Origin of the sequence: Mitsuaria sp. CC2, assembly GCF_048957715.1 — a bacterium.
Taxonomy (GTDB): Bacteria; Pseudomonadota; Gammaproteobacteria; order Burkholderiales; family Burkholderiaceae_C; genus Roseateles.
Genome location: NZ_JARVXN010000015.1, coordinates 96,402 through 110,573, shown reverse-complemented (window position 1 = coordinate 110,573; position 14,172 = coordinate 96,402). Strand labels below are relative to the sequence as shown.

The following is a 14,172-nucleotide window of genomic DNA, read 5'->3' as shown; positions in this document are numbered from 1 at the left end:
TCCTGTGCGTGCCGCGTCACCGCGGCACCGCGCTCAGACGATGGTCAGGTGTTCCGTGCCCGACGACAAGTCGCCGCTGCGCGCCCGTTCGCTGTTGAGCTTGATCTGCAGGCGCAGGTCGTTGACGGAGTCGGCGTTGCGCAACGCGTCCTCGTAGGTCACCTTGCCCATTTCGTAGAGGTCGAACAGCGCCTGGTCGAAAGTCTGCATGCCGAGCTCGCGCGAGCGCTTCATGATTTCCTTGATCTCGCCCACCTCGCCCTTGAAGATCAGGTCGCTGATCAGCGGCGTGTTCAGCAGGATCTCGACCGCCGCGATCCGGCCCTTGCCCTCCTGGCGCGGCAGCAGCCGCTGCGACACCAGCGCCTTCAGGTTCAGCGACAGGTCCATCAGCAGCTGCGCGCGACGTTCTTCCGGAAAGAAGTTGATGATCCGGTCCAGCGCCTGGTTGGCGCTGTTGGCGTGCAGCGTGGCCATGCACAGGTGACCGGTCTCGGCGAAGGCCACCGCGTGTTCCATCGTCTCGCGGTCGCGGATCTCGCCCATCAGGATCACGTCCGGCGCCTGGCGCAGCGTGTTCTTCAGCGCCTGCTCCCAGCCTTCGGTGTCGAGACCCACCTCGCGCTGGCTGACGATGCAGTTCTTGTGGGGGTGCACGAACTCGACCGGATCCTCGATCGTGATGATGTGGCCGTAGGTCGTCTGGTTGCGGTGGTCCACCATCGCCGCCAGCGAGGTGCTCTTGCCCGAACCGGTCGCGCCCACCAGGATCACCAGGCCGCGCTTGGTCTGCACCACGTCCTTCAGGATGTGCGGCAGCTCCAGCGATTCAACCGTCGGCAGCGTCTGCGGAATCGTCCGCAGCACCAGCGCCACGTGGCCCTGCTGGATGTAGGCGTTGACGCGGAACCGGCCGATGCCTTGCGGCGAGATCGCGAAGTTGCACTCCTTGGTGCGTTCGAAATCGGCCGCCTGCTTGTCGTTCATGATGGCCCGCGCCAGCTGCAGCGTGTGCTGGCCGGTCAGCGGCTGCGGCGACACCTTGGTCACCTTGCCGTCCACCTTCACCGCCGGCGGGAACTCCGCCGTCAGGAAAAGGTCGGAACCCTTGCGCGACACCATCAGGCGAAGCAGGTCGTTGATGAACTTGGTGGCCTGATCGCGTTCCATGGCGGCGTCCTGTCCTGTGTGCCGGGCACGCGGCGGTCAACCGCCCGCGCCCGATCGATCTGTCGTTGTGGTGGGGCCGGTCCGCTCAGCCGGGGAAGTTCTCGGGCATCTTGGCCTTGGCGCGTGCCTCGGCCGGCGAGATGATGTTGCGGCGGACCATGTCGGTGAGGTTCTGGTCCAGCGTCTGCATGCCCAGGTTGTTGCCGGTCTGGATCGACGAGTACATCTGCGCGACCTTGTTCTCCCGGATCAGGTTCCGGATCGCGGAGGTGCCCAGCATGATCTCGTGCGCGGCGACGCGCCCGCTGCCGTCCTTGGTCTTGCACAGGGTCTGCGAGATCACCGCCTGCAGCGATTCCGACAGCATGGCGCGGACCATGTCCTTCTCCGCCGCAGGGAAGACGTCGACGATCCGGTCGACCGTCTTGGCGGCCGACGAGGTGTGCAGCGTGCCGAAGACCAGGTGGCCCGTCTCCGCGGCGGTCAGCGCCAGGCGGATGGTTTCCAGGTCCCGCATTTCGCCGACCAGGATGCAGTCCGGGTCCTCGCGCAGCGCCGAGCGCAACGCGTTGGAGAAGCTCATCGTCTGCGGACCCACTTCGCGCTGGTTGACCAGGCACTTCTTGGATTCATGGACGAATTCGATCGGGTCCTCGACGGTCAGGATGTGTCCGTACTCGTTCTCGTTGAGGTGGTTGACCATCGCGGCCAGCGTCGTGCTCTTGCCCGAGCCCGTCGGACCGGTCACCAGCACCATGCCGCGCGGCTTCATCGCCAGCTCGGTGAACACCTTGGGGCAGTTGAGCTGCTCCAGCGTCAGGATCTTGCTCGGAATGGTCCGGAACACCGCCCCCGCGCCGCGGTTGTGGTTGAACGCGTTGACGCGGAAGCGGGCCAGGCCCTGGATCTCGAAGGAGAAGTCGACTTCCAGCGTTTCCTCGTAGGACTTGCGCTGGGCGTCGCTCATGATGTCGTAGACCATGTCGTGCACCTGACGGTGCTCGAGGGCCTCGACGTTGATGCGGCGCACGTCGCCATGGACGCGGATCATGGGGGGCAGTCCGGCGGACAAGTGAAGGTCGGAGGCCTTGTTCTTGACCGAGAATGCCAGCAGTTGGGTGATGTCCATGGGATGAGGGAAAGCTTGGTCGATTATGGCGACGATCTCCGAGAACATACAACAGCTCCATGGCCGCATTCAGAGGGCTTGCCATCAGGCGTCGCGGCCTGTCGACAGCGTCGCGCTGCTGGTGGTAACAAAGACTTTCCCGGCCTCGGATGTGAGAGAGGCCTTCGAAGCGGGCGAACGCCGCTTCGGTGAGAACTACGTCCAGGAGGGCGTGGACAAGGTCGAAGCGCTGTCCGATCTGCGCGGACAGGTCGAATGGCACTTGATCGGGCCGCTGCAGAGCAACAAGACCCGCGTCGTGGCTGAGCGTTTCGACTGGGTGCACAGCGTGGACCGTCTCAAGATCGCCCAACGTCTGGCGGAACAGCGCCCGGCCGATCTGCCGCCGCTGAACGTGTGCCTGCAGGTCAATATCAGCGGCGAGGACTCCAAGAGCGGTCTGGCGCCGGCGGAAGTGGCCGATGTCGCCCGTGCGGTCGCCGCGTTGCCGGCGCTGCGGCTGCGGGGGTTGATGGCGATCCCCGAGCCCGCCGCCACCCTGGAGGCCCAGCGCCAGCCGCACCGCGCGCTGGCCGAGTTGCTGGCGACCTTGAACCGGGACCTCGACCTGGCGCTGGACACGCTCAGCATGGGCATGAGCGCCGACATGGACGCGGCGATCCTTGAAGGCGCCACGATGGTGCGTGTCGGCTCGGCGATCTTCGGCTCGCGGACCCGACCCGCGCCCCCGTCCGGGTCGTCGCTCCCGGCGGTCTGAATGGACCCTCTGCCGCGCCCCGCCGATCTGGTGCCCGGGACTCCGGGCGACCTGTCGGCCCGGGCGCTCTGGCGCGAGGGCAGCCTGGCGGAACGTGGCTGGTTGTCCGTCGGCTGGCTGGCGACGATCGCTGCCTGCGTCCTGCTCGGGCTGGCCACGGTCCGCGAGGGATGGTCCGGCATCCCCGTCGACCTCGGCGGCGCCAACGCGTTCCTGACCTTCTATCCGCCGCTCCCCCTGTGCCTGTGGTGGACGTTGTGCTTCGGCTGGCGTTGGGGCGCCGTTCCGGCATGGCTGGCGACCTTCGTCCTGGCGCTGGATGCGGGCCTGTCGACCGCCTGGTCCGCGCTGTTCGCCTGCGCCAACCCGCTGGGGCTCGCCGTCCTCGCCCTGGGTTACCGCGCCGTCGGCGCTCCGCGCGGCCTGCGCAGCCTGAGCGCCTGGCTGTTCTTCGTCCCGCTTTGCTTCGTCGCGGCGGTGTTCAGTTCCTCGGGCGCGTTGATCTGGAATTTCAGCCACGACCTCCCCGCGCATCGCCAGTTGCCGATCTGGCAGGGCTGGTGGCTGGGCGCCTTCCTTCAGAGCGTCCTGTTCGGCGGACCGCTGATGGCGCTGACCTGGCCCCGCCTGTCGCGCTGGATCGCGGCGCGGCCGGCGCTGTTCACGCCGCCCCCCAGCGGTCGCCGCGCGATGGGACTGGGGCTGCTGTTCGCGATCGTGCTGGCCGTGCAGGGCTACGGGCTGGTCAGCCTCGGCCTGGGCTCGTTGCAACTGAGGACCGCGCTTGGCGGCCACGACTGGGCCAAGCTCGACGAAGCCTCGCGGGCCATGCTCAGCACCGCATGGGTGTTCTTCTGGGTGTTCACCTTGATCGTGCTGTTCGTCGCCCAGTTCGGGTACCAGGCGCTGTCGCGCTGGCTGCGCTCGACCGAGGCGCTGGTGACCCAGCTGGCGCGGGTGAACGCGGAACTGGAGCAGCGCTCGCGCACCGACGGTCTCACCGGACTGGCCACTCGCATGGCGACGGAAGAGGGACTGCGCGCGTTGCTGCGCACCGTGCGGCGTTACCGAACGCCGTCCGCGCTGCTGATGCTCGACATCGACCACTTCAAGCAGGTCAACGATCGCCACGGCCACGCCGCCGGCGACGCGGTGATCCGCTCGCTGGCGGAGGTGCTGAAGGCGTCCTCGCGCGACGTGGATCTGCCGGGCCGCTTCGGCGGGGAGGAGTTCGTCATCGGGCTCGCCCACACGGATCTGCCGGGTGCCCGGCGCTTCGCGGAGCGGCTGCGCGAGCGCATCGCGGCCACGACGGTGGCGATCAAGACGAAGGACGGCGGCGCGTCGTCGATCACGTACACCGTCAGCATCGGCGTCACCGTGCTGCGCGAGAACGATGCGGGCGTCGAGCACGCACTGCGGCGCGCGGACGCGGCGATGTACCGGGCGAAGGAGGGCGGGCGCAATCGCGTCGAGGTCCTCGACGCGGAGCCCGCGGCGACGGGCAAGCCCTGACCCTGAGGAACATCGACGTCCGGAGTTGTGCCCGGAGTGGCGCCCGGAGTTACCGCCCGGGTACGCCCGTGCGATGCGGCCTCTGTGGGGGCGCTGCGCAGGAATGTGCAGGAATCATGAAACCCCGACCGGCGGCTCATTAGGGCTTCTACCGAGAGCCTGGCAAGTGGTTCGGCGGGGCCCTTTCATTCAGTTGCAAGTGCCGCGTCAGATTTCACGGGGCCTCGATCCCACCCTCGATTCCCCGAATCAAGTCCAACGATGATCGCGCCGAAGCCGAGGATCGGTGCGCACTGCCGACGCCACGAGCGCTCGAAAGCTTGTCGCGGTCCGGCCAATCAAACAACTCAATCGTTGCGAGGGAATCGATGTCGTTTCTGTCCCGCCTGCGTATCGGCCAGCGCCTGACGCTGAGCTACGCGCTGCTGATCCTGCTGCTGGTCGTGATCGGCGCCTTCGGCGCCCACAACGCCAGCCGCCTGTCCCATGACCTGAGCACGACGGCTGATTCCAGCCTGGTGAAGATCGCGCTGGCCAACGCGCTCGAGAGCGACGTCAATGTCATCGCCCGCGCCTCGCGTGACCTGCTCCTGCTCGACACCGCCAATGCCATCAAGCGCCAGAAGGCCGACATCGCCGCCGCGCTCGAGGACGGCCAGAAGCAACTGACCGAACTCGACGGCAAGGTCTCCGACGCCAAGGACAAGGAACTCGCCGCCAAGGTCCGCGAGGCCCAGACCAAGTTCGTTGACGCGGTGTCCAAGTTCCTGAAGGTGCAGCAGGACGGCAGCCCGGACGAGGCGCGCGAAGCGCTGATCAAGGACGTGCGTCCCGCGCAGAAGGATTACCAGGACACGCTGAAGAGTCTGGTGGACCTGCAGTTCGCCAACGGTCGCGAGCTTGCCGAAGGCGGTGCCAAGCTGGCCAACCAGTCGATCTTCGTCACCGGCGTTCTGGTGCTGATCGCCGTGGTCATCGGCAGCGTCGGCGGTCTGACGATCGCCCGCTCGATCGTCGTGCCGGCCCGCAAGGCCAAGGACGCCGCCCAGGCGATCAGCTCCGGCGATCTGTCGCAGCACATCGAGGTGGAAGGTTCCGACGAGCTGGCCCAGATGCTGCACGCGATGCGCGACATGCAGACCGCGCTGTCCGGCGTCGTCGCCAGCGTGAGCTCCGCGGCGGGTGAAGTGGCCCAGAACTCCAACGAGATCGCCGGCAGCAACGTCGATCTGTCGGACCGCACCGCGCGTTCCGCCGAGAGCCTGCAGAACACCGCCGCGTCGGTCGAGCAGATCGCCTCCAACCTGAACGGCGCCAGCGAGCTGACCCGGAAGGCCGCCAGCATCGCCACCAAGGCGCGGCAGTCGGCCTCCGCCGGCGGCACCGTGGTGAGCCAGGTCGTGTCGACGATGGAAGAGATCAGCGCGAGCTCGCGCAAGATCGGCGACATCATCGGCGTCATCGATGGCATCGCGTTCCAGACCAACATCCTGGCGCTGAACGCCGCCGTGGAAGCGGCCCGCGCCGGTGAGCACGGCAAGGGCTTCGCGGTGGTGGCGTCGGAAGTGCGCGCGCTGGCGTCGCGCTCGGCGCAGGCGGCCAAGGAGATCAAGGTGCTGATCCAGGAATCGTCCGTGAAGGTCGAGAACGGCACCGCCCTGGTCAACAACGCCGGCGCGACCATCCGCTCGGTCGTCGACGAGGTCAACAACATGGGCCAGCTGATCGAGGAGATCTCGCACTCGGCCCAGGAGCAGGCCGCCGGCGTCGGCGTCGTGAACAACGCGATGAACGAGCTGGACCGCGCCACCCAGCAGAACACCACGCTGGTGGACGAGCTGACCCGCTCGACCGACTCGCTGCGCGACAGCAGCTCGCGCCTGGTGCAGGCCGTGGGCTTCTTCAGCACCGCGCGCGCCGCCACCTGAATCCCAGTTCCTACCGGAAACCTGATTTCCTCACCCAAGACGTACGAGGTCCCAAATGAGCAAGCAACTGAACACCAAGCTGTCCCGCACCGTCACCCGCACCCTGCTGGGTCTGGCGAGCGCGCTGGTCCTGGCCGCGGGCGCCCACGCCACGCCGAAGATCGTCAAGAAGGTGCCGCCGGAATTCCCGGCCGAGGCCGCCCGCCAGTCGATCTCGCAAGGCTCGGTCCGCGCCAAGATGAACATCGAAGCCGACGGCAAGGTCTCGGGCGTCGAGATCCTGGAAGCCGAACCGCGCAAGGTCTTCGACAAGGCCGTGACCCGCGCGCTGATGGACTGGAAGTTCGAACCCAGCGGCCAAAAGGAGACGCACGAGGTCAAGCTCGTGTTCAAGAACGAGGACTGATCTCGATGCGGGCCGTCGTCGCGCGGCCTGTTCCAGGATGATGAAGGGCCGCTATGCGGCCCTTCGCGTTTCAAGCCGTGGCTGTCGGCGTGGGCATTGGGGGGACGGCCGCACGCACGACGGCGGCAATCCCCTCCAGTCGCGGACGCAGCGTCGCCAGGCGAGCCGCAAAGTGGGCTTGGTCGATCCGGTGCAACTCACCTTCGGTGCGCGCCAGCGCCGCCGCGTCATCCTCGGCGTCAGAATCCGCACCAAAGGCGCCCTGTGCCGCAGCGCGCGCCTGATCGAACTCAGTGAATGCAGGCTCCCGGTCGATGCGGGATTGGAAGGTGGCCGCCAGCGGATCTTCCTGCGCCGACATCAACATGACCACACCGGGGAAATCGCCCTCGGTCTCGGCGGCCACAAGCGCCATCGCCTCCGCCCTGAAGGTGGCGTGTCGCTCGGGGGAGTTCCAATCTCCGCCCTCGACATAGGCGCCGAAGACGGGTTTGTCGGCAATGCGGATGCGCTGGCTGTCGAGCAGGTCGGCCAGCAGCATCGACACATGCCAGCGCAGCACCATGGCTTCTTCGAGCGTTTCGTCGAAATCGGGACGACGCTCGGCGCGAGCCGCGCTCGCCCGCGCCAGACAGGCCTGGAGAAAGGCGTCCTCCGCGACCTCGTCGATCGAGGTCGCCTCCGACGCATCGCGCAGGGCCGACATGGCGGAGAGCGTCAGCGTTCCACCGTCGGCGCAGGGCCCGGCCCGATCCTCCGCGAGGGCGCGGCAACGTCTGGCGAAGTCGGCGTCCCGGGCCAGCCCGTCGAGGACTCCGATCAGGTGCGCCGACAGTTCGATGTCGGTGGCCCCGAACAGTCCCGTCGCCGCCCGTTGCCGACGGAGGCTGCCGATGAACTCCAGCACCGGCTCACCGTCCGGCAGCACGTTGACCGCGCTCGCCCGCAACGCCGGCGGCATGCGTCCCTGCGGCCAGAGGTCGCGCACGGGTGCCATGCGTTTGCGATTCGCGTCTCGGCGTGCATGCCGCAACTGCCCGACCACGCGCGGGACGGGGATCCATCCGTCAGGGGTGGCGTCACGATCGATGGTTGTACGCCGGTCCATCAAGCGGACCTCGTAGAGCGCCGGCAGGGTTGCCTCGAGTTTCGCGATGCACTCCTTGAGCGATGACGACGACATCGCGCGGGTCTTGCGCAGGCTCACGGCGAGCACATCGGCGCCGCGCAGCGGCTGCAGCGCCGTGGTCGAGAGTTGCAGCGGCGCTGCCACCTCCAGGTGCCTCACGCCCAGCCGATCCAGCAGTTCGGCCAGAGACGCTTCATCGCACAGCGGTTCGCCCTTCCAACGCAAGGTGCCGCGGTCGGAAAGGCTGTCCGGCGGCAGCAACGTGTTTAGCGCGTCCCGCGGCGGCAAGTCCGCGCCGTGCGCAAGCAGCGGTGCCGCGAGCAGCAGCCGGCATTCGGGATCGAAACTCCGGTCGGTCAGGTACTGCAGCCATCGTTCGCGACGCACGCCCTCCACGCCGTCGGCCTCGCCAACCCAGCGGGCGAGTGTGTTCAGGGCGTTTGACGCTTCGGGGCTGCGGAAGATGTCCTTCCCGTCGCTAGGGGCCGGGTTGAGCGACATGGTTTTGCGGACCATCGAGGCGATGATCCAGGCGATCGATGCACTCTCGTCGGGCGACAGGAAGAGCAGATCGCGCGAACCGTCCAGATAGGACGAGATCAGCGTCAACGCCCATTGGCGCTGCAACTCGTCCGCTTTGCTCAAGCCAGGGCAGGTCGGAATGCTCAGGATCTGCTGGCTGGCCTTCAGATCCTCCTCGCCGGGATGCATGAAATCGTCCGACAGCGGCGACTGCGAGCCGTCGGTTGTCGTGCGCATCGACGGCAGCCAGGCGAGAGAGGCCAAGGACGGCAGCGAGGGCGTCGACGGCAAGGATGAGCCGCTCGCTTCAGTATCGGCGTCCTCCCAATGGGGCCAGCGCCAGGATTGTGAATGGGCGCTGGGCGTCGACGAGTGGCCCGCACCGCCAATGGGCACTTCCAACATGGCGCCACCGCCGGGCAGCGACAGGGACGGGGTGGGCATCGGCCCGACGGACGGCGTCACGATCGTGACCTCCGTCGTCAACTCCAGCGAGGGCAGATTGGAGGAGACGACGCTCGACTGCGACAGCAGGGAGACCTGCGGGCGCAAGGCTCGCGGCCCGAGGGCCTCGACCAGGAGGTCGCCGCCCATCGAGGGCGTGGTCCCCGGGCCGACCTCGGCGCTCCCAGCGTCGTGCGCCGAAGCGTGGCGTTGCCCGGCTTCCGCGCTGGCGGCTTTCGCGTGGCCAGGACGTCTGTCCAGTTGCAGGGGCTCCGGCACCTCCCGCGCGAACTGGAGCACCGTTTCGAACTTTTCCAGCCGCTGCGCCAAGGACGCGCCGTTCTGGCATGCGGCATGGACTGCCACCAGGGCCGCGGTGGGGTCGTCCTTGATGACCCGATCGATCAGTTGGCAGAGCCGCCTGGCGCTCTCCGCGTTCTTGAACGGGGGCGAAGCGTCCGCTTCCGCGCACCAGTCGTCGATCAGCGCGCCCACGCCGGAACGCTGCAGCCGGTTCCAGGTGAGATGCGTGCAAGGCGCCTGCTCGTCCAATGGCGCGACCGAGGACAACGGGCGATCACTCGGCGCCTCGTGCAGGTGTCGACCGACGAGATACCGGACGTGACCGCGGCTGTCCCGCCCGGCGACGGCCCACTGGGCGAAGATCTCCTCGGCGGACCGTTCGCGTCCGGCGGAGGCCACCCCCGGAGCGGCCGAGTGCGGATCTTCGACCTGCGGATCTTCTGGCTCCCGGGCGGACAAGTGGGCGTCGGCGCCTGAGGATGCCGTCTGGAGATCTTTCGGCGGGGGGAACATGAGCGCTCCTGGTCTGAACACGAGCGGCGTAGTGAGCCGGCCGAGAAACGTCGTTTGACAGCCCGCGCGCCCGATCCGCCCTCGCCGAAGGCACTGGTGCTTCGGTCATCCCGTACACTCGGACCCGATGTCCCCCACCACCGCGTCCACTCCGCGCCGGCTCCTCTGGAGCCGCTGGCTGGTGCTCGCGTTGCTGAGCCTCGCCCTGCCGCTGCAGGGCGCGCTGGCGGCGACCATGAGCCTCGGCATGGCGCTGATGTCGTCGGACGCCGGCGCCGTCACGATGACGATGCCCAGCGACTGTCAGGACATGGACCACGACATGTCCGCCATGGGCGGGATGTCGCATGACAGGGCCGGCCTGAATCACGTCGGCATGACGTCGATGGACCCTGGCGCGTCGCACGACGGCGGCATGGATCACAAGTCGACCGCCGATCACCATTGCGGCATCTGCCTGCAATGCTGCATCGGCGCCGCATTGCCGATCGCCTCCCTGACGCCGGCCGCGCACGACCTGCGCGACCTCGCCCCTTCGCTCGAGGCCCATGGCGCGCCCGAGCAGTCCCCCCAGCCGCTTGAGCGGCCGCCCAAAGCCTTCCTCGACTGAACGCCGGCGCTCGTCCTGGACGAGCCGCCGTTCGAGCCGTCGTCCGTCCGCGTGTCCCCGCGGCGGACCGGTCCCGCTCCCGTTCATTCGCGAGGCAGCCATGTCTTCCCCTTCCATTCCCGCACTCGCGCTGGCGATGTGCCTGTGCGCCGCAGCAGCAACGGCAACAGCAACTGCCGCCATCGCCGCGCCGCCCGATCCCGCCGATGCGCGCCTGACCTCCGCCGCGCCTCGGCCCCAGCCGCCCGCGCCCGCGTCGAGTGCCGCGGTCGTCGATCCCGGTGTCGGCGACTGGCGCCAGGCCAACCGACGCGTCCTCGAGGCCGGCGGATGGCGCGCGCTGCTGCGTGAGCGCCGGGCCGCTTCGGCGCCGGCCGGCGGTCACCACCCTCACTGAGGAGCGGCGCATGTCCTCCACGATGAACACGGTGCGCCCGATCGCCCGGCGACTGTTGGCGCTGGCGGCTGCGACGACGCTGTCGGCCTGCGCCTCGTTCTCGCCCGAACAGGCCGCCGCGCCTGTCCAGCAGAAGAGTCGCGACTGGTTAGGCGCCGATCTGCCCATGCAGCGCTCCGATGACCAGCGCGCCGCCGCCCGGCGGCGTACGGACGCGCTGCTCGCGGCGCCCCTCGACGCACAGGGCGCTGTGCAGCTCGCGCTGCTCAACCACCGCGGTCTGCAGGCCGGGCTGTACGGCCTGGGCATGGCCGATGCCGAGCGCGTGCAGACGCTGCTCTGGCCGAATCCGGTGCTGAACATCGGCCGGCTTGTCCGAGGCGACGAACGCGAGATCGAACGCGGCCTCGAATTCAGTCTGCTCAGCCTGCTGGGTCGCGGCGCCCGGCAGGAGGCCGGCGTCCGTGGGCTCGAACGGGAGCAGGCGCGCGTCGCGCAGTTGCTGCTCGACGTCGCCGGGCAGACTCGCCGGCGCTGGATCCAGGCGGTCGCGTCGCAGGAGCAGTTGCTGCATGCGCAGACGGTGCTCGAATCGGCGTCCGCCGGCGCCGAGCTCGCGCTGCGGATGCGGCAGGCCGGCAACGTCAGCGCGCTGCGTCTGGCGCGCGAGCGGGCGGTGCTCGCCGAAGCGCAGCTCGCGGTCGAGCAGGCGCAGTGGCAGGCCGTCGGCGACCGCGAGGCGCTGGTCCGCGCGATCGGGCTCTGGGGCGAGGACCTGGCCGCGCTGAAGCTGCCGGAGCGCCTGCCGGACGTGCCCGCCGATTTCCGCACCGCGGACGACGTCGAGCGCCAGACGGTCGCGCAGCGGCTCGACATCCTCGCCGCGAAGCGTGAGTCGGAGCAGCTCGCCGCGCAACTGGGCCTCACGCGCAGCACCGGTCGCATCAACGTGCTCGAACTCGGTCTGCAGCGCAACAGCAGCAACGAAGCGCCGACGCAACGCGGTGTCGAGCTCAGCGTCGAACTGCCATTGTTCGACTGGGGCCAGGCGCGTGTGGCGGGTGCGAGGGAGGCTTACGGGCAGGCGCTCGAACGCACGGCGCAGATCGCCGTCGATGCACGGTCGGACGTGCGAATCGCCCGCGCCCGTGCCGAAGCCGCGTGGCGCATCGCCCGGCGCCATCACGACGAGGTGCTGCCGCTGGCCAGGCAAGTCTCCGACGAGACCCTGATGCGCTACAACGGCATGCTTGTCGGCGTCATGGAGCTGCTCGCCGACGCCCGCGCGCAGGCCCGCGCCGTGTCCGCGGCGCTGGCTGCGCAGCGTGACTTCTGGCTGGCGGAGTCCACCCTGTCGCAGAGCCTGCTCGGACCCGTGCGCGACGGCGCTGTCGCCGCCTCCTCCTCTTCGTCATCGACCGCCGCCGCTGAAGCCGGCGGCAACGCCGCGCATTGAACGCGCGGCCTCGAAAGGACCTTCCGATGATTTCCCGACGACACCTGTTTGCCCGGGCGGCCGCGGGCGCGGCGCTCGGTGCCGCCGGCGCAGTGAACGCGAGCGGCGTCTCGCGCGTCGCCCTCGCGGCGCTGCCCGAACCCGCGCAGCGCGACAACGCCGACACGGCGCCGCCGCTCACGCCGCCCAACGGTCGCCCGTACAACCCCGTCGTCACGCTGAACGGATGGACCCTGCCATGGCGCCAGCGCGACGGCGTCAAGGAGTTCCACCTCGTCGCCGAGCCGGTGCTACGCGAGCTCGCCCCCGGCACCACGGCCCATCTGTGGGGCTACAACGGGCAGTCTCCCGGCCCGACGATCGAGGTCGTCGAGGGCGACCGCGTCCGCATCTACGTCACCAACAAGCTGCCTGAACACACCAGCGTGCATTGGCACGGTCAGCGGCTGCCCAACGGCATGGACGGCGTGTCCGGCCTGACGCAGCCGGCGATCAAGCCCGGCGAGACTTTCGTCTACGAGTTCGTCGCGCGGCGTCCGGGCACCTTCATGTATCACCCGCATGCCGACGAGATGACGCAGATGGCGATGGGGATGATGGGCTTCTGGGTCACGCATCCCAAGGCCAGTCATCCGCAGATCGCGACGGTGCAGCGCGACTTCTGCTTCCTGCTGTCGAGCTACGACATCGACCCCGGCAGCTACACGCCACGCACGATGACGATGACCGACTTCAACCTGTGGACCTGGAACAGCCGCGTGTTCCCCGGCATCGCCCCGCTCAACGTGCGCCAGGGCGATCGCGTGCGAATCCGCGTCGGCAACCTGACGATGACCAACCACCCGATCCACCTGCACGGGCACGAGTTCGAGGTCACCGGCACCGACGGCGGCCCCGTGCCGAAGACGGCGCGCTGGCCGGAGGTCACCACCGACGTCGCGGTCGGCCAGATGCGGCAGATCGAGTTCCTCGCCGACGAGCCCGGCGACTGGGCGATCCACTGCCACAAGAGCCACCACACGATGAACGCGATGGGGCATCAGGTCGACACACTGATCGGCGTGGATCACCGCGGGCTCGCGGCGCGCATCAACAAGGTCATCCCCGACTACATGGCGATGGGCGAGCGCGGCATGGCCGACATGGCCGAGATGGAGATGCCGCTGCCGGAGAACACCGTGCCGATGATGAGCGGACGGGGGCCGCACGGCTCGCTCGAGATGGGCGGCATGTTCAGCGTCCTCAAGGTGCGCAAGGACCAGAAGCCCGGCGACTACGGGGATCCGGGCTGGTACGCCGCTCCGGCGGGCAGCATCGCCCGACCGGTGGCGGCGCCCGCCGGCGCGCCGGCCGCGCCGGTGGTCAGGCCCGCGCCGGCGCCGGTGTCACCCGCCGTTGAACCGCTGCGCGTCCGCAAGCCCGATGGGCACGGGCATCAAGGGCATTGAGTCCCGACGACCTTCATTCACGAATCCAGAAAGTCAGCACCATGAACCGCATCCACACCACTTCCTTCGTCCTTGTCGTCGCCTTGGCCGTCGCCGTGGGCGTCGCGGCCCTGCCGGCGCGCGCGCAGGAGCATTCGCATGAAGGGCACGACCAGCAGACAGGGGCCACCGGTGCCGCGGCGCCGTCCTCCCAGGACTGGATCGCGGCGGAGGTCCGCCGCGTCGACATCCCGCAGCAGAAGCTCACGCTCAAGCACGGGGACATCCGCCACCTCGACATGCCGGGCATGACGATGCCGTTCAAGCTGGCGCCGGGTGTGGTGAGTGCGGCGCAGCTCACCGCGATCAAGGCCGGCGACAAGGTGGAGGTCCGGATCGAATCGCGGGACGGCGCACCGACCATCGTCGAACTGCGTCCTGCGCCGGCGCGGAACTGAGCTCCGGA

At 68.7% G+C, this 14,172-nt stretch carries 12 protein-coding genes; 9 read left to right on the top strand and 3 right to left on the bottom strand.

Annotated elements, in window-relative coordinates:
• Positions 1–33: 33 nt before the first annotated feature.
• Both PV762_RS10935 and PV762_RS10930 read right to left on the bottom strand, forming a co-directional pair.
• A complete protein-coding gene (locus PV762_RS10935; protein ID WP_088407837.1) occupies positions 34–1,170 on the bottom strand; it encodes a PilT/PilU family type 4a pilus ATPase in 1,137 nt (378 codons plus the stop codon).
• Between the two features lie 85 nt (positions 1,171–1,255).
• Positions 1,256–2,299 (bottom strand): type IV pilus twitching motility protein PilT, encoded by a 1,044-nt coding sequence (locus tag PV762_RS10930; RefSeq protein WP_421035060.1) that lies wholly within the window; start codon positions 2,297–2,299, stop codon positions 1,256–1,258.
• A gap of 25 nt (positions 2,300–2,324) precedes the next feature.
• Between PV762_RS10930 and PV762_RS10925 the strand changes: the two genes are divergently transcribed.
• From PV762_RS10925 to PV762_RS10910, 4 genes are all read left to right on the top strand, one after another.
• The gene (locus PV762_RS10925) at positions 2,325–3,056 is read left to right on the top strand and encodes a YggS family pyridoxal phosphate-dependent enzyme (protein ID WP_421035059.1); all 732 of its coding nucleotides are present in this window, start codon (positions 2,325–2,327) and stop codon (positions 3,054–3,056) included.
• A complete protein-coding gene (locus PV762_RS10920; RefSeq protein WP_421035058.1) occupies positions 3,057–4,571 on the top strand; it encodes a diguanylate cyclase in 1,515 nt (504 codons plus the stop codon).
• A gap of 368 nt (positions 4,572–4,939) precedes the next feature.
• The gene (locus PV762_RS10915; protein WP_421035057.1) at positions 4,940–6,499 is read left to right on the top strand and encodes a methyl-accepting chemotaxis protein; all 1,560 of its coding nucleotides are present in this window, start codon (positions 4,940–4,942) and stop codon (positions 6,497–6,499) included.
• Positions 6,500–6,554: 55 nt separating this feature from the next.
• Positions 6,555–6,905, top strand: a complete 351-nt coding sequence (locus PV762_RS10910) for an energy transducer TonB (RefSeq protein WP_421035056.1) — start codon at positions 6,555–6,557, stop codon at positions 6,903–6,905.
• Positions 6,906–6,975: 70 nt separating this feature from the next.
• Here PV762_RS10910 and PV762_RS10905 read toward each other — a convergent pair whose 3' ends face one another.
• Positions 6,976–9,816, bottom strand: a complete 2,841-nt coding sequence (locus tag PV762_RS10905; protein WP_421035055.1) for a hypothetical protein — start codon at positions 9,814–9,816, stop codon at positions 6,976–6,978.
• Between the two features lie 127 nt (positions 9,817–9,943).
• On the opposite strand from PV762_RS10905, the gene PV762_RS10900 reads away from it, so the two are divergent.
• The 5 genes from PV762_RS10900 to PV762_RS10880 all read left to right on the top strand — a co-directional run bounded on the left by PV762_RS10900 (position 9,944) and on the right by PV762_RS10880 (position 14,164).
• Positions 9,944–10,426 (top strand): hypothetical protein, encoded by a 483-nt coding sequence (locus PV762_RS10900; RefSeq protein WP_421035054.1) that lies wholly within the window; start codon positions 9,944–9,946, stop codon positions 10,424–10,426.
• A 100-nt stretch (positions 10,427–10,526) separates the two neighbouring features.
• The gene (locus PV762_RS10895) at positions 10,527–10,823 is read left to right on the top strand and encodes a hypothetical protein (protein WP_421035053.1); all 297 of its coding nucleotides are present in this window, start codon (positions 10,527–10,529) and stop codon (positions 10,821–10,823) included.
• A 10-nt stretch (positions 10,824–10,833) separates the two neighbouring features.
• Positions 10,834–12,279 (top strand): TolC family protein, encoded by a 1,446-nt coding sequence (locus PV762_RS10890; protein ID WP_421035052.1) that lies wholly within the window; start codon positions 10,834–10,836, stop codon positions 12,277–12,279.
• A 26-nt stretch (positions 12,280–12,305) separates the two neighbouring features.
• Positions 12,306–13,727, top strand: a complete 1,422-nt coding sequence (locus PV762_RS10885) for a multicopper oxidase family protein (protein ID WP_421035051.1) — start codon at positions 12,306–12,308, stop codon at positions 13,725–13,727.
• A gap of 41 nt (positions 13,728–13,768) precedes the next feature.
• Entirely contained in the window at positions 13,769–14,164 is a 396-nt protein-coding gene (locus PV762_RS10880; protein ID WP_421035050.1) for a copper-binding protein, read from the top strand.
• The last annotated feature ends 8 nt before the right edge of the window (positions 14,165–14,172 follow it).

Excerpts from the sequence above, each read along its gene's own strand:
- PV762_RS10935 (WP_088407837.1), bottom strand. The coding sequence starts at position 1,170 with ATGGAACGCGATCAGGCCACCAAGTTCATCAACGACCTGCTTCGCCTG.
- PV762_RS10930 (WP_421035060.1), bottom strand. The coding sequence starts at position 2,299 with ATGGACATCACCCAACTGCTGGCATTCTCGGTCAAGAACAAGGCCTCC.
- PV762_RS10925 (WP_421035059.1), top strand. The coding sequence starts at position 2,325 with ATGGCGACGATCTCCGAGAACATACAACAGCTCCATGGCCGCATTCAG.
- PV762_RS10920 (WP_421035058.1), top strand. The coding sequence starts at position 3,057 with ATGGACCCTCTGCCGCGCCCCGCCGATCTGGTGCCCGGGACTCCGGGC.
- PV762_RS10915 (WP_421035057.1), top strand. The coding sequence starts at position 4,940 with ATGTCGTTTCTGTCCCGCCTGCGTATCGGCCAGCGCCTGACGCTGAGC.
- PV762_RS10910 (WP_421035056.1), top strand. The coding sequence starts at position 6,555 with ATGAGCAAGCAACTGAACACCAAGCTGTCCCGCACCGTCACCCGCACC.
- PV762_RS10905 (WP_421035055.1), bottom strand. The coding sequence starts at position 9,816 with ATGTTCCCCCCGCCGAAAGATCTCCAGACGGCATCCTCAGGCGCCGAC.
- PV762_RS10900 (WP_421035054.1), top strand. The coding sequence starts at position 9,944 with ATGTCCCCCACCACCGCGTCCACTCCGCGCCGGCTCCTCTGGAGCCGC.
- PV762_RS10895 (WP_421035053.1), top strand. The coding sequence starts at position 10,527 with ATGTCTTCCCCTTCCATTCCCGCACTCGCGCTGGCGATGTGCCTGTGC.
- PV762_RS10890 (WP_421035052.1), top strand. The coding sequence starts at position 10,834 with ATGTCCTCCACGATGAACACGGTGCGCCCGATCGCCCGGCGACTGTTG.
- PV762_RS10885 (WP_421035051.1), top strand. The coding sequence starts at position 12,306 with ATGATTTCCCGACGACACCTGTTTGCCCGGGCGGCCGCGGGCGCGGCG.
- PV762_RS10880 (WP_421035050.1), top strand. The coding sequence starts at position 13,769 with ATGAACCGCATCCACACCACTTCCTTCGTCCTTGTCGTCGCCTTGGCC.